Source organism: Betaproteobacteria bacterium (assembly GCA_016720855.1).
GTDB lineage: Bacteria > Pseudomonadota > Gammaproteobacteria > Burkholderiales > Usitatibacteraceae > FEB-7.
Map to the genome: position 1 here is coordinate 581,459 of JADKJU010000002.1, position 20,217 is coordinate 601,675.

The window sequence follows — 20,217 nt, forward strand, 5'->3', positions numbered from 1 at the left end:
ACTGGGGGAGCACGGGGATCGGCGCACCGCAACCAGCGAGACCCCATCACCCGGCAACAACCCTGCCTTGCTCTCCGTGCGCTAGCGCATAGAACAGCCGCCCCGCGAAGGGGAGACTGGCGGCTGCGGGCGATGCCGGGTCACGGCAGTCCGCCCAATGAACGGAGGCAATCATGCAAGTCCTGTTGATCCTGGGCATCGTCTTCGCCATCGGCGCCGTCGCCTTTGCCCTGCAAAACAGCGTCCCGGTGACCGTGGCCTTTGCTTTCTGGCACTACGACAGCTCCCTGGCGGTGGTGCTGCTGGTGGCACTCGGCCTGGGCGCGTTGATTGCCGGGCTCGTGTCGACCCCGAGCGTGATCAAGGGGCAGTGGCTGGGTGCGCGGCTGCGGCGCCAGGTCGCGATCCTGGAAGACGAACGGGCGACCCTCGAACGTCGCGTGCATGATTTCGAGGCGGAGGCGGCAAGGAACGCGCCGGTTCCCGCGGTGGTGGCGGAAGAGCAATTGCCGTACGTCGGGTTGAAGGCACTGATCCTGGGCCACGAGGAAAAGTCGCCAGGCTGATTGCGACGGGCCCCGGATTCGGGGCACCATCGCCGGCCGCGAGCTCAGCCGCCCTGTCGTATCGCGAGCAAGCCGCGGGCGGATTCCATGTCGCTGCGATACTGCGCGTTCGCCTGCGCCACGCAATCGGCGCGTCCTGCCTGAACGACGCGGCATTCCTTCAGCGCCTCGCCCCGAACCGCTTGCGCCTCCTTCACCTGCGTCTCGTACTTGAGCTTCGGCGTGTCCGCGGGCACGTACCAGCGCGCGGGATCGCCACGCTCCGCGTCGAGGCCGACATGCTCGACGGGCGCGGGGGACGAGGACCAGGCGAGCGTTGCGGCGAGCGCGCAAAACACCGCCGTCACACTGCGAAGGGTGGGGCGCAGGAAGGATTTCATGGGTACCTCGATTCTGGAGTTGCGGCTGTTCGGAGCGCCGGATTCGCGCCGTGTGTACCGACAGCATCCCAAGGTATGGGGCACCTGTCCGTCCGGCACCCCACATAGGGAATTCAGCGCCCGGAACATGCCTGCCGCCGCCTCAACGGGCCGGATTCAGGAAGGCGTTCGCAATCAGCTCGTAGGAGCGATGCCGCGCGGCGGGATCGTGGGTCCAGGTGTTGATGACGATTTCGCCCAGGCCGAACGACGCCGCGAGGCCCTCGAGCTTCGATGCCACCTGCTCCGCCGTGCCGGCGATGGCCCGCTCGCGCAGGCGCTGGATGATCGAGCGCTCGGCCTCGGTATAGGGGTGAGCCGCCGCCGCCTCCGGAGAGAGAAGCGGCGTGCGCAGCCCCCGCTCGAAGCCCACGCGCCAGTGCTCGCGCGTCATCAACAGGCGCCTGGCTTCGGCTTCGGTGTCGGCGGCAAGCGCCCAGACGCAGATGGTGGCCAGCGGCTCGGGGTGGCGCCCGCTCGGGCGGTAGTTGCGCCGGTAGAGGGAGAGCGCCTCCTCGGTTCCGCGACCGTCGGTGAAGAAATACGCGTACGCATAAGGAAGCCCGAAGTGCGCCGCGAGCTGCGCGCCGTAGTCGGAGCTGCCGAGGATCCAGATCTCCGGCGTCGTGGGGCCCTGGGGATGCGCGCGAATCTCGCGGAACGGGTGCCCCGCGGGCAGCGGCTCGCCGCGCAGCCACGAGCCCAGTTCCTGTACCTGGACAGGGAAGTTCTCCGCCGCGTTGGGGTCGGGATTGAGCGCCATCGCCGTCATGCGGTCGGAGCCGGGAGCGCGGCCCACGCCGAGGTCGATGCGGCCGGGCGCGATCGCTTCGAGCACGCGAAACTGCTCGGCGACCTTGAGCGTCGAGTAATGCGGAAGCATGACGCCGGCGCTGCCGACGCGGATGCGTTGCGTGGTCGCCGCGATGGCCGCCATCAGCACCTCTGGCGCGGTGCCGACGATGCTTGAGCTGTTGTGGTGCTCCGAGACCCAGTAGCGGTGGTAGCCGAGCGCGTCGCAGTGCCTGGCGAGCGCCAGGGATTCCCGGATGGCGTGGTCCTGGGTCTTGTCCTGCGCGGCGGGGGATTGGTCGAGGACGGAGAGCTTCAGGGAGCTCGCCATCTAGCGGGCCCCGGCGGTCTTCACGAACTCGATCGAGGCCTGGAACAGCTCGAGATCCTCCCCGTAATCCGCCGCCTCTACCCGGTTGATCTGTATCCACTCCCTCGAGCTGGCCAGGCCGCCGGGCTGGAACGCGGCGACGTTCGCCCTCGAGAACTGCAGCTCGGTCGCGGAGGCGACGGGCAGGCGCAGCCCGACGCCGTCGCCGCTGATGCAGGCGAACATGCGGTCGCCGACGAAGTAGGCGTCGAGCCCGCTCAACTTCTTCGTGCTGACGCCCGGGAGCTTCAGTAGCACCGCGTCGATGAGTTCCTTGCGGGTGGGTTCCGGCTTGTCGGCTTTCACGGGCTTGCGTTCTCCCTTGATCTCGTCCTGGAGGAAGCGGTAACGGCCATGGAGTATGCAGCCGCGCATGCCCGGATCACAGACGGCGCCCCGGACAAGCTGGCATACGCCGTCGGTATCGTGCGGACAGGACCAGGAACTCATGAATGCATTCTTGCCCCAGCCGGGGCACTTTCGCAAGGGCGCAATGGCGACCGTGGCCTATGGCCATGTGGGGAGCGATCGGTTCATGGAGGGAAGCGGCGAATCGGGGTCAGTCTTCCCGTTGCCGCAGCGCCCGTTCGATGCGGCGGTCGGGCACCAGCCAGAGGAGCGCCACGGACGCATAGATGGCGAGGGCGATCCACTGGGTCCAGCCCGCCGCGACGATCGCGACGATGTAAAGGGCGGGCGAGAGCTTTCCCTTCCAGTCGCGCCCCACGGCCTTCGCGAGCATCGAGCCGGGGCCTTCGGAGGCGATGATCGTTCGCTGCAGCACCCAGTAGGCGATGGCGGCCATGAGCAGCACGAATCCATAGAGCGCCGCGGGCCCGGGCGCGAAATGATTCTCGCCCATCCATCCCGTGGCAAAGGGAAAGAGCGACAGCCAGAACAGGAGGTGGAGATTCGCCCACAGCATCGCGCCGGTCGCCTTGCCGCATGCGTGGAGCATGTGGTGGTGATTGTTCCAGTAGATGCCGACGTAGACGAAGCTCAGCACGTAACTCAGGAACACGGGCAGCAGCGGAAGCAGCGCATCCAGCTCCTCGCCGTGGGGCACCTTCATTTCCAGCACCATGATGGTGATGATGATGGCGATCACGCCGTCGCTGAAGGCTTCCAGGCGGCCCTTGCCCATGGCGGTCATTTCGGGTTCGTGGGCGCGGCCGGCCTGCCGCCCTCGTCCTTGAATTCATGGCGAGGAGGGTTGCCCGTCTCCCCGCCGTTCACCTTAACGCCGCGCTTGCCCATGCTGAAGAATACGTACATCGCGAAAAGGTTGTCGATATCTTCGTAGCGTCCTTCCCTCTCACGATCGCCGGCTCATTTCCACCCTCAGGCCGTCACATCCCGAAGCCGCTTGGCCATTCCTGAATCACGATCCTTGCCACGCGGCCGTGCCTGGCGCGAGCCGCTCTTCGAAATGGCGAGCGCGGGCAGGTTGCGCGCGACCTCGCGGGCAACGCGTTCGAGCTGTGCTGCAAAGGCCTGCGCCGCCGGGGAAAGGCTGCGATCGCGGCGGCGAAGCAACCCGATCCTGCGCCGGGCGGTGGCGTCCTCCAGCGGCCTTGCGAGCAGCCCGTCGAGGTTCAACTCGGGCAGGGCCAGCAGAGGCAGGACGGTGATGCCGAGGCCTTGGCGGACGAGCCCCGTCGCTGTCGTCATGTGCGTCACGTCGTAGCGTGACGAGTCCCCGGGTGCCAGGGCACCGACCTGGACCGCCTGGTCGTAGCGCGCCCGCACGCTCGAGCCGCGCGACAGCAGTATCAGGTCGTAGGGCACGACATCGCGCCAACGCAGCTTCGCGCGCGCCGCGAGGGCGTGCTTCACCGGGAAGACGGCCATGAAGGTGTCGTCGACGAGCGGCTGGAACGCCAGGTCGGAGTCCTGGTCGGGCCGGGCGGCCAGGGCGAGCTCGATCTGGTTCGTGCGGACCATGAACACCAGCTCTTCGTTGTGCGCCTCCACCACGCGCACGCGCAGCGTCGGATGCGCGATGCGCAGGTTGCGCAGCGCCGGCGGGATCAACGTGAGCGCGGTCGACGGCAGCGCGCCCAGCACCACCGAGCCGCGCCTGGCCGCGGCGAGATCGAGGATGCTGCGGTAGGCGTCCTCGAGGTCGGATATCGGGCGCTCGATGCGCGCCAGGAACTCGCGTCCCGCGGCCGTGAGCTCGATCGCGCGCGTGGTGCGGTCGAAAAGGCGCGCGCCCAGGATGTCTTCCAGGTCGCGGATCAGCGCGGTGAAGGAGGGCTGCGTGACGCCGAGGCGATCGGCGGCATGGGTGAAGGATCCGGTCTCGACGGCGAGGAGGAATGCCTTGAGCGGGCGATACTTGATATTCATTGCCATAGACTAATAATACCCATGCAATATCGAATTGTCCCAATCGGAGCGAGGGATGAAGATGTCCGTCTCGCTCAAGCGGTCCGGATGGGCCCCAAGGAGTTCCGCCAATGAACGCAGTGACCGCCAAGCCTTTCCAGGTCGGCCCCGAGTGGCGCTCCGGCCGCGGCGCCGAGGACGTGATCACCTCCATCAACGCCGCGGATGGCAGCGTGGCCGGAGTCGTGGTCCGCGCCCGCCCGGCGGACGTCGCCCACGCAGTGGGTGTCGCCGAGGAGGCGTTCCGCCGCCAGCCCTGGCGAAAGCTGCGTCCCGACCAGCGCGCCACCACGCTCTACGAGATAGGCCGGCGCATCGCGGCGGAGCGCGAGCCGCTGGCGCACCTGCAGATGCTGGACAGCGGCAAGCCGCTCAAGGAATGCCAGAACATGGTGGACAACGCGGCGTACTTCTTCCGCTACTACGCCGCCCTGTGCGAAACCTGGCAGAACGAGGTGACGAGCCCGCGCGGCGAGTACTTCTCGATGTCGCTTGCCGAACCCTACGGCGTCGTCGCCGCGATCACGCCGTGGAACTCCCCGATCATGGCGGAGGCGCAGAAGGCGGCGCCCGCGCTCGCCGCCGGCAACGCGGTCGTGCTGAAGCCTTCAGAGGAAACCCCGCAGCTCGCCCTCGAGCTGGCGCGAATCTGCGGCGAGGCGGGCCTGCCCGAGGGCCTCTTCACCGCGCTTCCCGGCTATGGCGAGGATGTCGGCGCGGCGCTGGTGAAGCATCCGGGCGTTCGCATGGTGTCCTTCACCGGCGGCACCGAAACCGGACGCGCCATCGCCACCATCGCCGGGCAACGGCTCATTCCCACAGGACTCGAACTGGGCGGCAAGTCGCCGCACATCGTCTTCGAGGATGCGGATTTCGAGAAGGCGCTGGCTGGCGTCTTGTCGGGCATCTATGGTTCCGCCGGGCAGAGCTGCGTCGCCGGCACGCGCCTCTTCGTGCAGAAATCCCTCTACGCCCGGTTCGTCGCAGAGCTCGTCGAGCGCACGAAGAAGGTCCGCGTCGGCATGCCCGACGACCCGAAGACGCAGATGGGCCCGCTCGTCTCGAGCGGCCACCGCGACAAGGTCGCCCGCTACGTCGAGATCGCGCGCCAGGAAGGCGGGCGCGTATTGACGGGCGGGGCGATCCCCGGCGATCCCGCGCTGGCCCGCGGCTGCTTCTACCTGCCCACCGTCATCGAGGGCCTTCCCAATGGAGCGCGCGCGTGCCAGGAGGAGATCTTCGGGCCCGTGCTCGTGTGCCTGCCCTTCGAGGACGAGGCCGACGTGATCGCGCAGGGCAATGACACCGTCTACGGCCTTGCTGCCGGCATGTGGACGGCCGACTACGCGCGCGCCTGGCGGGTGGCGCGCGAGCTGGAGGCGGGCTCGGTGTGGATCAACACCTACAAGCAATCGCACATCGCCACCGCCTTCGGCGGCTTCAAGGCAAGCGGAATCGGCCGCGAGAAGGGCTACCACGGGCTGCGGCTCTACAGCCAGGTGAAGAGCGTCTTCTTCGGCATGCACGACAAACCCATGGGACTCTAGACATGACGAAAGCCAAGCAAGGCGTGGCCGTGAAGCTCGAGGGCGCGCGCATCCTCATCGCCGGGGCCGCGAGCCTCGTGGGATCGCACACCGCCGACAAGCTCCTCGCCGCGGGCGTGAAGGAAGTGGTGCTGCTGGACAACTTCGCCTTCGGCACGCCGGAGGCCATCGCGCACCTGAAGGACGACCCGCGCGTTCGCATCGTGAAGGGCGACCTCATGCGCCTGCACGAGCTCATCGCCGCGACCGCAGGGATCGATGGCGTGCTGCACCTCGCCGCCTACATGACGCTCGGATTCGCGCAGTCGCCGTGGGAGGCGATCGACGTGAACATCCGCGGCGCGCAGAACATGCTCGAGGCCTGCAAGATCAACAACGTGAAGAAGGTCGTGTTCGCCTCGTCCAATGCGGTCTACGGGTACGGGCCGGGCATCGTCGGCGCGCTCGTCGAGGGCGGGCCGTTCCACTCCGCGGGCGCGCCGCCTGCGGCGATCCTCTACGGCGCCTCGAAGATCATGGGTGAGCAGCTCTGCCGCCAGTACCACCAGAAGCACGGCCTCGACTACGTGGTGCTGCGCTACTCCACCGTCTACGGCGAGCGCCAGCACTACCGCGCCGCCAACGCGCTCTACATCATGGAAACCTACGACCGCGTGCGCCGCGGCGAGCGCCCCGTGCTGCCGGGCGACGGCAAGGACAGCAAGCACTTCGTGAACGTGGCGGACCTGGCGCGCGCCAACCTGGCGGCCTTCGAAAGCGCCGCCACCGACATCGCGGTGAACGTCACCGGCCCGGAGCCCATCACCACCGGCGAGCTGGTCCAGCTCGTGCTCGACTACTGCAAGAGCCCGCTCAAGCCGGAGATCAAGGCCGACCCGCCGGGAACCGTCCGGCTCACATCCGGGGGCGCCTTCCACATCCCGCACGACCTCGCGGGCGAGGTGATCGGCTGGAAGCCGGAGGTGGGCATGAGGGAAGGCATCACGCGGCTGCTGGCGTGGTGCGAGGCCGAGGAAGCGCGCGGCAAGTGAGCCGTGACCGGAAGACGACGGAGGAAATGAAATGAAACCGATACAGATGCTTCTCGCCCGGACCGCGTTCTTCGCGTCCGCCATCCTCGCAACCGCCCCGGCCTGGGCCTGGCCCGACAAGCCGATCGAGATCATCGTCGGCTTCGCTGCGGGAGGCGGCACGGACATCACGGCCCGCACGCTCGCCCCGCACCTGGCCAAGGCGCTCGGCGGCCAGGTCGTGGTGAACAACAAGCCCGGCGCATCGGGGGCCATCGGCCTGGCGTGGGTGGCGCGGGCGAAGCCCGACGGCTACACGCTGGGCATGACCAACTTCCCGGGCCTGCTCACGCTGCCCATCGAGCGCGACGCAGGGTTCAAGCGGGGCGATTTCGCCTACCTGGGCAACCTGGTTCGCGATCCGAGCGCCTTCAGCGTCACGGTGGAGAGTCCGTACCGGAACATCGCGGAACTCATCGCGGCCGCGAAAAAGGCGCCGGGGTCGATCAGCTACGGCTCCACGGGCGTGGGCACCGACGATCACCTCCAGTTGGTGATGTTCGAAGAGCTCACCGGCACGAAGCTGCTGCATGCGCCTTTCCAGGGCGCGGGGCCGCTGCGCAGTGCGATGCTCGGCGGCCACGTGATCGTGGGCGGCCTCAATCTTGGTGAAGTGATGCCCCACGCCGGCAAGACCATGCGGCCCCTGGCGCAGGCGAGCGACAAGCGCTCCCCCCTCGCGCCCGATGTGCCCACGTTCAAGGAGCAGGGCGTGAACCTCGTGTTCGCATCCGAGCGCGGCATCGTCGCGCCCAGGGGCCTGGCGCCGGAAGTCGAGCAGCGAATCGCAGCCGCCCTGAAGCAGATCGCCGGGAATCCCGAGTTCCAGGCGCAGATGAAGTCGCAGTTCACCGAGATGGACTACCTGGCCGGCGCGGAATGGAAGAAGCGTCTGGACGGCGCCGACGCGCAGTTCAGGAAGATGTGGGCGACGAAGCCGTGGACGGAATGACAACGACGATAACGAGCGAGGAGACAACGATGACCCTTAAGAGATGGTGTGGCGGTGTCCTGGGGGCGTTCGCCCTGTTGTCCGCGTTGCCTGCGCAGGCGCAGGCCTATCCGGTGAAGCCCGTCACCATCGTGGTGCCCTACCCGGCAGGCGGTGCGACGGACGTGATCGCGCGGATGGTGGGCGAGAAAGTCGCCAAGGACTGGGGGCAGCCCGTCGTGGTGAACAACAGGCCCGGCGCCGGGACGATCATTGCCGCCGAGTCGGTGGCGCGCTCGACGGGCGACGGCTACACGCTCTACTTGACCACGGCGGCGCACACCATCAGCGCAAGCCTGTACAAGAAGCTCAACTACGATCCCATCAAGGACTTCTCGGCGATAACCCTCATCGCGACAATTCCGCTGGTGCTCGTGACCACGCCCTCGCTCCCGGTGAAGACCCTGTCCGACGTGATCGCGTACGCCAGGGCCAATCCGGGCCTGGCGTTCGCCTCGCCAGGCAACGGCTCGCCGCAGCACCTGTCGATGGAACTGTTCAAGACGCAGAACAAGCTCGAGCTCACGCACGTGCCCTACAAGGGGGATGCGCCGATGCTCACGGACATCATCGGCGGCCAGGTGCCGATGGCGCTGGTGACGCTCTCGGCGGCGCTGCCCCACATCAAGGCGGGCAAGGTGAGGGCGATTGCGCTGGCGCATCCGAAGCGCCTGGCGAGCATTGCGGACGTCCCGACGTTCGCGGAGGCCGGCATGCCCGGGTTCACCGCGGCCACCTGGTTCGGCCTGTTCGGGCCGGCGAGCCTCTCGCCCGAGTTGCAGGGGCGGATCTACCGCGACGTCTCGAAGGTCGTGGCAGACCCGGCGTTCACCGCCAAGCTCGTCGAGATGGGGGCGGAAGTCGACAGCAGCACGCCCCAGGCCTTCCAGGCGCTCATCCAGGCGGAGACGAAGCGCTGGGCCGAGGCGGTACGCATTTCCGGGGCGCAGGTCGACTGACCCCGTCACCAACGAAAGGGCCCGCGAGCGCAAGCACGCGGGCCGTCTTCCGGGGAACCGAGGGGCGTCGGCACCCGCATGCCCCCGCGAATCCGCTATCCGAATTGCCCATCCGCCAGCGCCTTCGTGAAGACCTTCCACTGGCCCTCCGTCACGAGGGTCATCTCCGCGGCGGCCTCGAGGACCTGCTTCGCCCATTCGCCCCCCTGCGCAAAGGCGATCAGCTCGTCGGCGGTTGCCGACCCCGATCGGCCCGAGGCGCGCAGGTGGTCCCAGGCAAGGACCCGCCCCATCGTCGCGGTCACTTCCTTCAGCCGGTCCAGCTTGCGGCCCCACTCTCCGATCGCGACCCGGTCCTCGGAAGGCTGCAGCCCCTTGAGGATGCAGGGCAGCGTGCCGAGCTTCGCGGGCCGCAGGAACGCGTGATCGACGGCCTGGCAGCGCTTCTGGACAGCGACCACGCGGCTCGCTTCGTCCGGCCACGCGGGCTGCTCGATGCCCTGCCGCGAAAGGTGCGGACCCATCGCGGTCGGCTTCGCCTCCTTGATGTCGAGCAGGTAATTGCCGTCGGGCGAACCCTTGCCCTCCACCAGCACGACGAAGCGCTCCACGCCGAGGCTGCCCGTCCCGGCGATACGCCTTGCCACGTCGAGCACCTGGAAGAACTTCGGGTCTTTCTGCGCGGCGGCGAACCGGTCCATGAATTCCGTCACCAGCTTCCTCTGGACCTCGGAGGCGGCCAACGCCTTCACCCCGTCCACCTTCAGGCTGCGTTGGCGGCCCTTGCGGACCGTGCGCTTGTCCAGGAAGGAAGCCCTTTCGCGATCGTGCAGGGAGGACAGCAGGTCGTTCACGAGCCCCGTGGAAGTTTCCGGCTCGACCCAGAGCGGCTTTCCCTGCACGAGCGCGGCCCGATAGGCGTCGACGCAGCTCGTGCTTGCGGCAATCGCCTCCGCACGCGTCGCGTTGAGCGCGACTTCTCCGCACTGGATGCTCGTGAGCAGGCGCACGATGTCCCAGGTCGCCGGGGCCAGGGCGGCCTCGTCGAAATCGTTGATGTCGAAATAGACGAGCCGGTTGTCGCCCTTGTAGCTGCCGAAATTCTCGAAGTGCAGGTCGCCGCAACACCACGCGAGCGGCGCGTTGCGGAACAGCGGGGCGTCCGGCAGCGCGTCGTAAAAGAGCGGGCAGGCACCGCGCAGGAACACGAACGGGCTCTGGGCCATCTTCGCGAACTTCATCGCGAGGCGCTCGGGGTCGCGCCCCTTGTTGTTGGCGGCGAGCTTCGCCACGACATCCAAGGTGCCGGCAGGTTTCAGTGTCATGGGAGGTCCTGTGCAGCGCAGCGGTTGGACAGGCCCATGCTACCGCAAAGAAAAAACCCGCGAGCTCGCGCCCGCGGGTTCTGTCGGCGGCAGACCGAGTGGCGTCAGGTCACCCGCAGGCACCCACCCATCCACAGGCGCTGCAGAAGTCGCAGCCGTCCTTGCGGATGACGGTCATGTTCCCGCACTCGCCGCACTTGGTGCCCTTCATGAGCGCGGGCTCGTCGCCGCGGCGTGGCGACTCGAGGATGCCCATTTCCTGCTTCGGGAACCCGTTCTCGTCGAGCACGCCCAGCATCGAGTAGCGGTGGATGACCAGGCGCGCGAGGTAGGCGACGGTGGAGGACCAGTTCTGCTGCCGGCGCTGGCCGGGCACGAAGGCCATGAAGTCGCCCAGCGGCTCGCTGTAGTCCAGGAGCTTGCGCAGCTTCATGCCGATCCACGCCGGGTCCATCACGCGCATGTCGAGCGAGAGGAGCTTCGCCAGCCCGTCCAGCGCGCGCGGATAGTGCCCCGAGAGCCACATCGAGTAGGGCCGCGTGCCGCCATCGGGCATGTGCATTTCCTTGAGCCCCATCACGAACTCCTCGCCGGAGGCGGGGTTCGCGATGTCCACCGTCCAGGCGAGCGTGCCGTCGGTGCCGGTGCGCGGCTCCTCGAGGCTGAACATGGCGTCCAGCAGCGGGGAGGCGCCGGCATCCTCGAATGCCTTGAGCGACTCGCAGCGCCAGCGCACCAGTTGCCCGAGCGCGGAGACCATGCTGGGCACGCGACGCTTCTCGCCGTGCGGCGGCATGCGCATGTCGAAGCCGTCGTCACCCACGGTGAGGGCCAGCGCATCGAGCTTCATCTTGAGCCAGGCGCGGTCGTTGGCGCGCATGTCCATGGAGAGCGTCTTGGCAACCGCGCCCAGCCCGCGCGGCTGCTCGGCGCCGTTCACCCACACCTCGAACGGGAAGGCGCGGTGCGCCTCGCCTTCGACGTGGCCGATGAAGAGCGCGAACTTGCCCACGGGGGAGTCGACCATGTACGTCCAGGCCGGGTTGCCATCGGGCAGCTCCGGCCGGCCGGGCCAGCGCAGGCTCGCGAGCACCGGTTCGGGCAGCGACTTGATGGCCAGGCGCCGGTTCATCGCGTCGACGGGCAATTCCGCGCGCGCGGCATCTGCCGGCTTCGCGGGCTCCGTGGAGAGCACCGAGCCCAGCACGCTGTTGGGCCGGTAGGTGGCCAGGCCCTTCAGGCCCGCCTTCCACGCCGAGAGGTAGAGCCCCTCGAATTCGGAGTACGGGTAGTCCTCGGGCACGTTCACCGTCTTGGAGATGCTGGTGTCCACGTAGGGCGCCACGGCCGCCACCATCGCCTTGTGCGCTTCGGCGGAGATCTCCAGCGCCGTCACGAACCAGTCGGGCAGCTTCGCGTCCTCGCCATTCAGATGCTTGTACAGGCGGAAGGCGTGGTCTTCGACGCGAAACTCCTTGTGCGTGCCGTCGGCCATGCGCTTCTTGCGCGTGTACGTCCACGAGAACGGCGGCTCGATGCCGTTGGAGGCATTGTCGGCAAAGGCGAGCGAGATCGTGCCGGTGGGCGCGATCGACAGCAGGTGCGAATTGCGGATGCCGAACTTGCGGATCTTGTCCTTGATCTCCTGCGGCAGGCGCGAGGCGAAGTTGCCGCCGGAAAGATAGAGGTCGGCATTGAACAGCGGGAAGGCGCCGCGCTCGCGGGCCAACTCCACGCTGGCCTCGTAGGCGCGGTCACGCATGCACTCGCTGATCTTCGAGCCCATGGCGCGAGCCTCTTCCGTGTCATAGGCCAGGCGCAGCATGAGGAGCGCATCTCCCAGGCCCGTGAACCCCAGGCCGATGCGGCGCTTGTTCGACGCTTCCTTTTTCTGCGCGGGCAGCGGCCACGGCGTCACGTCGAGCACGTTGTCGAGCATGCGCGTGGAGACTTCCACCACCTTGCCGAACGCCTCGAAGTCGAAGGCGCAGTCCTCTTCGAACGGATTGTCCACGAAGCGCGCCACGTCGATGGAGCCGAGGCAGCAGCAGCCGTACGACGGAAGTGGCTGTTCGCCGCACGGATTCGTCGCCTCGATCGTCTCGCAGTAGTAGAGGTTGTTGTCCTTGTTGATGCGGTCCAGGAACAGGATCCCGGGCTCGGCATGGTCGTAGGTCGAGCGCATGACCTGGTCCCACAACTCATGGGCGCGCACCTTGCGATACACCCACAGTCCGTCGCCGCGCTGGTAGCCGCCGCCGTCCTTCACTTCCTGCGAGGGCTCGGCGCGGTGCACCAGTTCCACGTCGCCGTCGGATTCCACCGACTTCATGAACGCGTCCGTCACGCCGACGGACACGTTGAAGTTGGTGAGCTCGCCCTGGTCCTTCGCGTGGATGAAGCGCTCGATGTCCGGGTGGTCGCAGCGCAGCACGCCCATCTGCGCGCCGCGGCGGGCGCCGGCGGACTCGACCGTTTCACACGACTGGTCGAATACGCGCATGTACGACACCGGGCCGCTCGCGCGCGAGTTCGTGCCCTTCACCCACGCGCCCTCGGGGCGGATGGTGGAAAAGTCGTAACCCACGCCGCCGCCGCGCCGCATTGTCTCCGCGGCCTCCGCGAGCGCCGTGTAGATGCCGGGGCGGCCGTCGACGAGTTCGGTGATGGAGTCACCCACCGGCTGCACGAAGCAGTTGATGAGGGTGGCGGTGAGGGTCGTCCCGGCGGCGGAATTGATGCGGCCGGCGGGAATGAACCCGTGCTCCTGGGCTTCGAGGAATTTCGCCTCCCAGAAAGCGCGGCGGTCCTCGTTCTCGTTGGTCGCCAGGGCCTTGGCCACGCGCATCCGGACTTCGCGGATCGAAGTCTCGCCGTCCTTGGCGTACTTCTCCACGAGAACTTCGGTGCTGATTTCCTGGGCGGGCAGCTTCGCGATGTCGGCTGCGGAACGGCGGGACTTGGCCACGCTCATAAGGTGATCCCCCTCGACTGCGTTATAAAATGATCTCGCCAGCTTCTTGGGCGGGCAGAGCAACGATTCTTGCCAGTCGACCCCCTTTTCCGGTTGACCCAGATCAAGTGGCCGACGCGGCTGGCAACCCCCACATTTTGTGGTCGTGTCGGGAATTCTGTCCAGTTTTTTCAACCTATAGTGGGCCCGTTTCGGGCGCATTTCTTGCGGGAGCGGCCTGATGGCAATGGAAACGGCGACCCTGGCCGGGGGGTGCTTCTGGTGTCTGGAGGCGGTTTTCGACCAGCTTTCGGGGGTCGAAAGCGTTGAATCGGGGTACATGGGCGGCCAGACGCCCAACCCGAGCTATGAGGACATCTGCCGCGGCAAGACCGGCCACGCGGAAGTGATCCGGCTGGCTTTCGACCCGGCCATCGTGAGTTTCCGGGACATCCTGGCCGTTTTCTTCACGATTCACGATCCGACGACCCTCAACCGGCAGGGAAACGACGTGGGCACGCAGTACCGCTCGGCCATCTTCTTTCATTCCCCGGAGCAGGAGCAGGCCGCCCGGGAAACGATCGCGAACCTCACGGCCAAGAAGGTGTGGAGCCACCCGATCGTCACTGAAGTCGCCGCGGCCACGACCTTCTGGCAGGCCGAGGAGCACCACCAGGAGTATTTCGAGCGCGTGGGCTCCCGGAACCCCTACTGCACGATGGTGGTGGAGCCGAAGGTCGCGAAGTTCCGCAAGCACTTCGTCGAGCGCCTGAAGAAACGGTGAGCGAGCGCGCGCAACGGTAGAATCGCGCTTCCATGCGGGTTTTCCGGCTCCTTCGAATCCTCTCCACGGTTGGTCGCCACGGTCTCGACGAGTTTATCGTCGGGCGGGGTGCCTGGCTCGTGCGCATCTCGTTCCGCGTCGCCTTCTTCTGGGCCGACCGCTCGGGTCCTCGCGGCGTGCGGCTTCGCCTCGCCTTCCAGGAGCTGGGCCCCATCTTCGTGAAGTTCGGGCAGCTCCTTTCCGTCCGTCCCGACCTGATCCCGACCGACATCACCGACGAGCTCTCGAAGCTTCAGGACAGCGTGCCGCCGTTCCCGGCCGGGCAGGTGATCGAGGAGCTGGATCGCACCTTCAGGAAGCCCTACACGGATGTCTTCCGCAATTTCAACCTGGTGCCGGTGGCGAGCGCTTCGGTGGCCCAGGTGCATTTCGCGGAGCTGCCGGATGGCCGGGAAGTCGCGGTCAAGCTCCTGCGCCCCGGCATCGTGGACACCATCGACAAGGACACGGCCCTTCTCTACACGCTGGCGGGCCTCGTCGAGCGGCTGCATCCGCTGAGCGACCTGCTGCGCATGCGCGAGGTGGTCGGCGAATTCGACAAGATCATCCACGACGAGCTGGACCTGCTGCGGGAAGCCTCCAGCATGAGCACGGTGCGGCGCAATTTCGCGGGCAGCCGGATCCTCTACGTGCCGGACGTGTACTTCGACTGGTGCACGCGCGAGGCGATGGTGATGGAGCGCATCGATGCCATCCCGGTGAACGACCTCGAGACAATCCGCGCGCACGGCATCGACACGGCCACGCTCGGCAGGAACGGCGTCGAGATCTTCTTCACGCAGGTGTTCCGCGACGGCTTCTTCCACGCCGACATGCATCCGGGCAACATCTTCGTCGCGCGCGACGGGCGCTACTGCGGCATCGACTACGGGATCATGGGGTCGCTGCCGGAAGTGGACAAGAACTGCCTCGCGATGATCTTCATCGCCTTCTTCAAGCGCGACTACAAGGCGGTGGCGCTGGCGCACATCGAGGCGGGGTGGGTGCCGGCCGACACGGGCCTGGAGGAGTTCGAGGGCGCGATCCGCTCGGTGTGCGAGCCGATCTTCGACAAGCCGCTGAAGGACATCTATTTCGGCAAGCTCCTCCTGCGGCTTTTCGAAGTGGGGCGGCGATTCCGCATGGACATCCAGCCGCAGCTGGTGCTGCTGCAAAAGACGCTCTTGCAGGTGGAGGGTCTCGGCCGCCACCTCGACCCGAACCTGGACCTGCGCCGCGCCGCGCAGCCGATCCTCGAGCGCTGGATGAGCGAACAGATGGGGCCGCGCGCCTTGTGGAGGCAACTGCGCAACGAGGCGCCGCACTGGGGCCGGCTGGTTCCCGAGCTGCCGCGGCTCGTGCACAAGATCCTCTCCGACGATGCGCCGGGACGGATCGAGCGCGCCATCCGCGAGCTCGAGGCCACGCAGCGCCGGCAGACGCGGATCCTCCTCGCCGTCGCCATCGTTCTCGGCGTGATGGTCGTCGGCCTTCTCGTCCGCGGGATGTAGCCGTGCCGGATGTAGCCGTGCCAGGCACGCGGGCCTGGCACAAAGGCTGTCCTACCTGAACAGGTCCTCGAGGATTCTGCGCTTCGCAGCGCAGCGCGCTTCCTCCCAGCACGTCCGGTAAGTCTTCACTGTCTTGCCGTCGTGCCGGATAGTGATCTCCCACGGGCGCTTCAGGAGCACGGTGTGCACGTAGCTCGCGAAGGATTCCGCGAAATCGTCGCCCGGCGAGGTGGCCGCGTAGAGCGTGGGGAAGTTCGTCCTCTCGAGGCTTGCATAGGCGGCGGCCATGTCGCTGCCCGCGAGCCTGGCGCTTCGGTAATACACGACCGAGGCGCGCATCGGGAAATCGCCGTCGAACGTCGAGACGTACCGGTTTTCCCCGCGGTTGATGGTCCACGACAGGTCGTAGAACGGGAAGCGGGCTGATTCCGGCACGTCCTTCGGCTCGAGGTCCCAGCGTGGATGGACGCCGCGATTGATCGACAGCACGTGGCCCAGCTCGTGCAGCAGGATGTAGCGAATGGCGCCGCGCCGGTTGTCCCCGGCCGCCTCCTCGATGCGCGCCTCGAGCTTCCACGCCTTGTCGGGCCGGAACGGCGTGTTCTCCTTCCACGTGGCCCAGGCGTTGGCCGTGAACTTCCCGAGCACCCGGGCGTCGAGGATGACAAAGCCGCCGGCGGGGCGGCCGTCACCGTCGAGAAACATGTCCGTGAATCCCGTGCCGCCCAGGTCGTCCATGAACCAGACACCGGCGAACGACTTGTCGAAGACGCGGCGCACAGCCGGCGGCAGGTCCGCGATGGCGCCGCGCACGTCCCTCATGAAATCGGCGGAAAGTTTGCTCGCCCAGGGCTTCTCCGGAAATCCGTTGAAGAGGTTGTCGACCAGAAGGTGCTCGACCAGTTCGTGCGGCGCGGGCCCGATGCGCTCTTCGACCGGCTTCGCGAGCGTGGCCTTCCAGTAGGCCGCCGTTCGCGTGGGCTGCGCCTTCAGGAGCTTCATCAGGCAGGGCTTGTCGCTCGCTGCGCAGGTAATCTCGACGGGCGCTCGCGCTGCGGCCGGCAGCAGCCACGCCAGCAGGAAAAAAGGGGACAGACCCCATTTCAGGAAAAGGGGTCTGTCCCCTTTTCTCATCGGTCGTCGAAGGTGAGGAGCACCGGCTGGTGGTCGGAGACCTGCGTGTCGAGGTCGACCCGGATCCCGCGCACGCGCTTGGCCAGGTCCTCGCTCACGTAAAGGAAGTCGCAGCAGTAGGGCTCCTTCGCGTAGCGGTGGTCGTGCACGCAGAAGGTGGGATCGTGGGCGCGATGGCCGTTGACCAGCGCCCATGCGTCGCGATAGGCGGGCCCGCCGCTCGCCAGCGGCTTCTGGATGTCGTCGTAGGCCGGGTTCTCGGGCGGGAAGTTGAAATCCGCCGTGAGGATCGCGGAGGGCGTCTGCGCGGTGTTGTCGAAGGGGCCGTCCTTGGCGGTGGGGAAGCCGGGCTGCAAGGCGCGACCGCAGGCCTCGTCGTGAAGATCCCGCAGCCGCGCCGCCTGCGCCGAGCGCTGCACCGGCGAGTAGTACTCCAGATGCGTGGTCGTGAAGCGCACCGGCCCCAGCGGCAGCATCAAGGTCGCCTCTATCGCCACGCGCGGCATCGATTCCCTGCCCGGGTCCGCGGGCCAGGGCAGCGCATGGCGGCGCACCGAGACCACGGGCAGGCGCGTGAGAATCATGTTGCCGAATCGCCGGCGCCGGCCGGGCCCGGCCAGGTCCACTCCGTAGCCGGGAATCGCGGTGTAGCCGGGCAGCAGGGCGGCGAGCTGCGCGAACTGGTCCGCGCTGTCGTTGCCCGCGAGGCCGGGGAAGTTGTCCGCGATCTCCTGCACGTTGAGCACGTCGAAATCCGCCATCTCGCGGGCGTGCGACACGATGCGCGCCAGATCGACACGCCCGTCGATGCCACGGCCCCACTGAATGTTCCAGGTGATCAGTTTCATGCCGCCATTATGTCTCCTTCCGAAAATCCCTTCACCTCCGGACGTAATAGAATCGGGGCTGGCTCGTGTGCACACTGCCGGAGAGGCGCGTGTCGGAAATCGTTCTCGAGAAGGTGACCAAGCGCTTCGGCCGCGTGGCGGCGGTCGATTGCGTGAGCTTCAGGGTGGAATCCGGAAAGTTCGTCGTGCTGCTGGGGCCTTCGGGCTGCGGCAAGTCGACGTTGCTTCGGCTCATCGCGGGACTCGAGGACGTGACCGAAGGCAGCATCCTCATCGACGGGCGGGATGTCACCCGCCTCGGCCCGGATAAGCGCCGCGTGTCGATGGTGTTCCAGTCGTATGCCCTGTTCCCGCACCTGTCGACCGAGGAGAACATCGTGTTCGGCCTCAAGGTCAGGCGGACGCCGGAAGATGAGCGCAGGAAGCGCCTTGCGCAGGTGGCGGAGACGGTCGGGCTGGCGCAGCTCCTGGACCGCAAGCCCCAGCAGCTATCCGGCGGGCAGCGCCAGCGCGTGGCGCTCGCCCGGGCGATCATCGCGGAGAACAGGATCTGCCTGATGGACGAGCCGCTCTCGAACCTCGACGCGCAGCTGCGCCACGGCATGCGGGTGGAAATCCGCGCGCTCCAGCAGCGCCTCGGGATGACCGTCGTCTACGTGACGCACGACCAGGTCGAGGCGATGAGCATGGCCGACCGCGTCGTGCTCGTGCGCGAGGGCCGGATCGAGCAGGAGGGCTCGCCCGAGGAGCTCTACTCCACGCCGGCGACAATGTTCGCGGCGCGCTTCATCGGTACGCCCGGGATGAACCTCGTGGGCCTTGCCAACGGGCAGGACGGCGCCGTCGTCCGCGGTTCGCACGACACCCTGTTTCCCGGGCGGGGCGCCGGGCTCACGATGGGCGTGCGGCCGGAACACGTCCGCCTCGTGGATGCCGGCGGCGTGTCGGGAGCCGTCTCGAGTTCCGAGTACCATGGGGCGGACACCATCCTGACGGTGCGGATAGGCGAGGAAACGCTGTTCCTGCGAACGCCGGGGCAGCTCACGCTGGCCCCGGGCACGCCGGTGCGGCTCGGCTGGGATCTGAAGTCGCTGCACCTGTTCGACACGGCGAGCGGCGCTCGCACGGACGAAGCCGGGCAGCCCGCCCGCCGGGCTGCAACCGCGTCTTGATGGTCGTCAGATTTGATCGTTACGCTGTATTCGGGAGATTTGGTGCGTTGAACCACTTGGGAGGAACCAGCATGCGTTCGATATTCGCAATCGTCACGGCGGCGCTGATCGGCCTTGCGCAAGCAGCGTGGGCCGACACCGAAGTCACCTTCTACTACCCCATCGCCGTCGGCGGCCCGCTCACCAAGGTGATCGATGGCTACGCCGCGGACTTCGAGAAGAGCAACCCCGGCGTCAAGGTGAAGCCGATCTACGCCGGCAACTACGACGACGCGCGCATCAAGGCGCTCGCGGCGCTCAAGGCCGGCCAGCCCGCGCAGATTTCCGTGCTCTTCTCGATCGACATCTACGAACTGCTCGAGCAGGACGTGATCATGGCGTGGGACGACGTCGCGACTTCCGCCGACGACAAGGCCTGGATCAAGTCGTTCTACCCCGCGCTCATGCTGAACGGGACCTACAAGAACAAGGTGTACGGCATCCCGTTCCAGCGCTCGACGATCGTGATGTACTGGAACAAGGACGCATTCAAGGAAGCCGGCCTCGACCCGAACAAGCCGCCGGCCAACTGGGACGAGATGACCCGGATGGCGGGCAAGCTCGTGAAGAAGGACGCCTCGGGCAACGTGCAGCGCTGGGGCGTCGAGGTGCCCTCCACCGGCTACGCCTACTGGATGTTCCAGGCCTTCGCGCGGCAGAACGGCCAGGACCTGATGAACCGGGACGGCAACCAGACGAACTACGCGAATCCGGACGTGATCGCGGCGCTGCAGTACTGGCGTGACCTGGGCGCCAAGTACAAGGTGATGCCCGAGGGAACGGTCGAGTGGGGGACGCTGCGCCAGGCCTTCACCGAAGGCAAGACCGCCATCATGTGGCACACCACCGGCAACCTCACCGCGGTGAGGGACCAGGCGAAGTTCCCGTTCGGCGTGGCGATGCTGCCCGCCGCCAAGCAGCGCGGATCGCCCACCGGCGGCGGCAACTTCTATCTCTTCAAGAAGACGACTCCGGAAGAGCGCAAGGCGGCGCTCGCGTTCGTGAAGTTCATGACCGCACCCGAGCGCGCGGCCGACTGGAGCATGGCCACCGGCTACGTCGCGACCTCGCCCGCGGCCTACGACACGCCGAAGCTGAAGGATTACGCCGCCGGCTTTCCGCCCGCGCTGGTCGCACGCGACCAGTTCCAGTACGCAACGCCCGAGCTCTCCACGTTTCAGACCGGTCGCGTGAGGAAGCTCCTGGACGACGCGATCCAGGCCTCGCTCACCGGCCAGAAGCAGCCGGCCGACGCGCTCAAGGCCGCGCAGGCGGAAGCGGACAAGCTCCTCAAGCCGTACCGCTGA

At 67.2% G+C, this 20,217-nt stretch carries 18 protein-coding genes; 9 read left to right on the top strand and 9 right to left on the bottom strand.

Features of this window, described 5'->3' with window-relative positions; all coding sequences use genetic code 11:
* Positions 1-173: 173 nt before the first annotated feature.
* Positions 174-566: a LapA family protein gene (locus IPP91_09840; GenBank protein ID MBL0142371.1), complete on the top strand. Its 393-nt coding sequence runs from the start codon at positions 174-176 to the stop codon at positions 564-566.
* Between the two features lie 44 nt (positions 567-610).
* Here the strand turns inward: IPP91_09840 and IPP91_09845 are convergent, their stop codons facing one another.
* From IPP91_09845 to IPP91_09865, 5 genes are all read right to left on the bottom strand, one after another.
* Positions 611-946, bottom strand: a complete 336-nt coding sequence (locus tag IPP91_09845; protein MBL0142372.1) for a hypothetical protein — start codon at positions 944-946, stop codon at positions 611-613.
* Between the two features lie 142 nt (positions 947-1,088).
* Positions 1,089-2,096 (bottom strand): LLM class flavin-dependent oxidoreductase, encoded by a 1,008-nt coding sequence (locus IPP91_09850; GenBank protein MBL0142373.1) that lies wholly within the window; start codon positions 2,094-2,096, stop codon positions 1,089-1,091.
* 12 nt (positions 2,097-2,108) lie between these two features.
* Positions 2,109-2,453, bottom strand: a complete 345-nt coding sequence (locus tag IPP91_09855; protein ID MBL0142374.1) for a hypothetical protein — start codon at positions 2,451-2,453, stop codon at positions 2,109-2,111.
* Between the two features lie 253 nt (positions 2,454-2,706).
* Positions 2,707-3,291: a DUF1211 domain-containing protein gene (locus tag IPP91_09860; GenBank protein MBL0142375.1), complete on the bottom strand. Its 585-nt coding sequence runs from the start codon at positions 3,289-3,291 to the stop codon at positions 2,707-2,709.
* Positions 3,292-3,488: 197 nt separating this feature from the next.
* Positions 3,489-4,505: a LysR family transcriptional regulator gene (locus IPP91_09865; protein MBL0142376.1), complete on the bottom strand. Its 1,017-nt coding sequence runs from the start codon at positions 4,503-4,505 to the stop codon at positions 3,489-3,491.
* A gap of 104 nt (positions 4,506-4,609) precedes the next feature.
* Between IPP91_09865 and IPP91_09870 the strand changes: the two genes are divergently transcribed.
* Genes IPP91_09870 through IPP91_09885 form a run of 4 tightly spaced genes read left to right on the top strand, consistent with a single transcriptional unit; the run spans position 4,610 to position 9,105 of the window.
* Positions 4,610-6,085, top strand: coding sequence for an aldehyde dehydrogenase (locus tag IPP91_09870; protein ID MBL0142377.1), 1,476 nt, complete (start codon positions 4,610-4,612; stop codon positions 6,083-6,085).
* 2 nt (positions 6,086-6,087) lie between these two features.
* Positions 6,088-7,116 (top strand): NAD-dependent epimerase/dehydratase family protein, encoded by a 1,029-nt coding sequence (locus tag IPP91_09875; protein MBL0142378.1) that lies wholly within the window; start codon positions 6,088-6,090, stop codon positions 7,114-7,116.
* Between the two features lie 31 nt (positions 7,117-7,147).
* The gene (locus IPP91_09880) at positions 7,148-8,107 is read left to right on the top strand and encodes a tripartite tricarboxylate transporter substrate binding protein (protein MBL0142379.1); all 960 of its coding nucleotides are present in this window, start codon (positions 7,148-7,150) and stop codon (positions 8,105-8,107) included.
* Between the two features lie 29 nt (positions 8,108-8,136).
* Entirely contained in the window at positions 8,137-9,105 is a 969-nt protein-coding gene (locus IPP91_09885) for a tripartite tricarboxylate transporter substrate binding protein (GenBank protein MBL0142380.1), read from the top strand.
* 95 nt (positions 9,106-9,200) lie between these two features.
* Here IPP91_09885 and IPP91_09890 read toward each other — a convergent pair whose 3' ends face one another.
* On the bottom strand, positions 9,201-10,430 hold the full coding sequence (locus tag IPP91_09890; protein MBL0142381.1) for a DUF2252 domain-containing protein: 1,230 nt from the start codon (positions 10,428-10,430) through the stop codon (positions 9,201-9,203).
* Positions 10,431-10,539: 109 nt separating this feature from the next.
* Positions 10,540-13,404: an adenosylcobalamin-dependent ribonucleoside-diphosphate reductase gene (locus IPP91_09895; GenBank protein ID MBL0142382.1), complete on the bottom strand. Its 2,865-nt coding sequence runs from the start codon at positions 13,402-13,404 to the stop codon at positions 10,540-10,542.
* A gap of 220 nt (positions 13,405-13,624) precedes the next feature.
* Between IPP91_09895 and msrA the strand changes: the two genes are divergently transcribed.
* Both msrA and ubiB read left to right on the top strand, forming a co-directional pair.
* Positions 13,625-14,167 (top strand): peptide-methionine (S)-S-oxide reductase MsrA, encoded by a 543-nt coding sequence (gene msrA / locus IPP91_09900; protein MBL0142383.1) that lies wholly within the window; start codon positions 13,625-13,627, stop codon positions 14,165-14,167.
* Positions 14,168-14,199: 32 nt separating this feature from the next.
* Positions 14,200-15,717, top strand: coding sequence for a ubiquinone biosynthesis regulatory protein kinase UbiB (gene ubiB, locus IPP91_09905; protein MBL0142384.1), 1,518 nt, complete (start codon positions 14,200-14,202; stop codon positions 15,715-15,717).
* Positions 15,718-15,768: 51 nt separating this feature from the next.
* Here ubiB and IPP91_09910 read toward each other — a convergent pair whose 3' ends face one another.
* Complete coding sequence (locus IPP91_09910) at positions 15,769-16,719, bottom strand: hypothetical protein (GenBank protein ID MBL0142385.1); 951 nt, start codon at positions 16,717-16,719, stop codon at positions 15,769-15,771.
* Positions 16,720-16,847: 128 nt separating this feature from the next.
* Positions 16,848-17,699: an endonuclease/exonuclease/phosphatase family protein gene (locus IPP91_09915; protein ID MBL0142386.1), complete on the bottom strand. Its 852-nt coding sequence runs from the start codon at positions 17,697-17,699 to the stop codon at positions 16,848-16,850.
* 89 nt (positions 17,700-17,788) lie between these two features.
* Between IPP91_09915 and IPP91_09920 the strand changes: the two genes are divergently transcribed.
* Together IPP91_09920 and IPP91_09925 are read left to right on the top strand one after the other, a co-directional pair.
* Complete coding sequence (locus IPP91_09920) at positions 17,789-18,871, top strand: ABC transporter ATP-binding protein (GenBank protein ID MBL0142387.1); 1,083 nt, start codon at positions 17,789-17,791, stop codon at positions 18,869-18,871.
* Positions 18,872-18,942: 71 nt separating this feature from the next.
* Entirely contained in the window at positions 18,943-20,217 is a 1,275-nt protein-coding gene (locus IPP91_09925) for an ABC transporter substrate-binding protein (protein ID MBL0142388.1), read from the top strand.

Coding starts and splice junctions, on each gene's coding strand:
- IPP91_09840 (MBL0142371.1), top strand. CDS start 174: ATGCAAGTCCTGTTGATCCTGGGCATCGTCTTCGCCATCGGCGCCGTC.
- IPP91_09845 (MBL0142372.1), bottom strand. CDS start 946: ATGAAATCCTTCCTGCGCCCCACCCTTCGCAGTGTGACGGCGGTGTTT.
- IPP91_09860 (MBL0142375.1), bottom strand. CDS start 3,291: ATGGGCAAGGGCCGCCTGGAAGCCTTCAGCGACGGCGTGATCGCCATC.
- IPP91_09865 (MBL0142376.1), bottom strand. CDS start 4,505: ATGGCAATGAATATCAAGTATCGCCCGCTCAAGGCATTCCTCCTCGCC.
- IPP91_09870 (MBL0142377.1), top strand. CDS start 4,610: ATGAACGCAGTGACCGCCAAGCCTTTCCAGGTCGGCCCCGAGTGGCGC.
- IPP91_09875 (MBL0142378.1), top strand. CDS start 6,088: ATGACGAAAGCCAAGCAAGGCGTGGCCGTGAAGCTCGAGGGCGCGCGC.
- IPP91_09880 (MBL0142379.1), top strand. CDS start 7,148: ATGAAACCGATACAGATGCTTCTCGCCCGGACCGCGTTCTTCGCGTCC.
- IPP91_09885 (MBL0142380.1), top strand. CDS start 8,137: ATGACCCTTAAGAGATGGTGTGGCGGTGTCCTGGGGGCGTTCGCCCTG.
- IPP91_09890 (MBL0142381.1), bottom strand. CDS start 10,430: ATGACACTGAAACCTGCCGGCACCTTGGATGTCGTGGCGAAGCTCGCC.
- IPP91_09895 (MBL0142382.1), bottom strand. CDS start 13,404: ATGAGCGTGGCCAAGTCCCGCCGTTCCGCAGCCGACATCGCGAAGCTG.
- msrA (MBL0142383.1), top strand. CDS start 13,625: ATGGCAATGGAAACGGCGACCCTGGCCGGGGGGTGCTTCTGGTGTCTG.
- ubiB (MBL0142384.1), top strand. CDS start 14,200: ATGCGGGTTTTCCGGCTCCTTCGAATCCTCTCCACGGTTGGTCGCCAC.
- IPP91_09910 (MBL0142385.1), bottom strand. CDS start 16,719: ATGAAGCTCCTGAAGGCGCAGCCCACGCGAACGGCGGCCTACTGGAAG.
- IPP91_09915 (MBL0142386.1), bottom strand. CDS start 17,699: ATGAAACTGATCACCTGGAACATTCAGTGGGGCCGTGGCATCGACGGG.
- IPP91_09925 (MBL0142388.1), top strand. CDS start 18,943: ATGCGTTCGATATTCGCAATCGTCACGGCGGCGCTGATCGGCCTTGCG.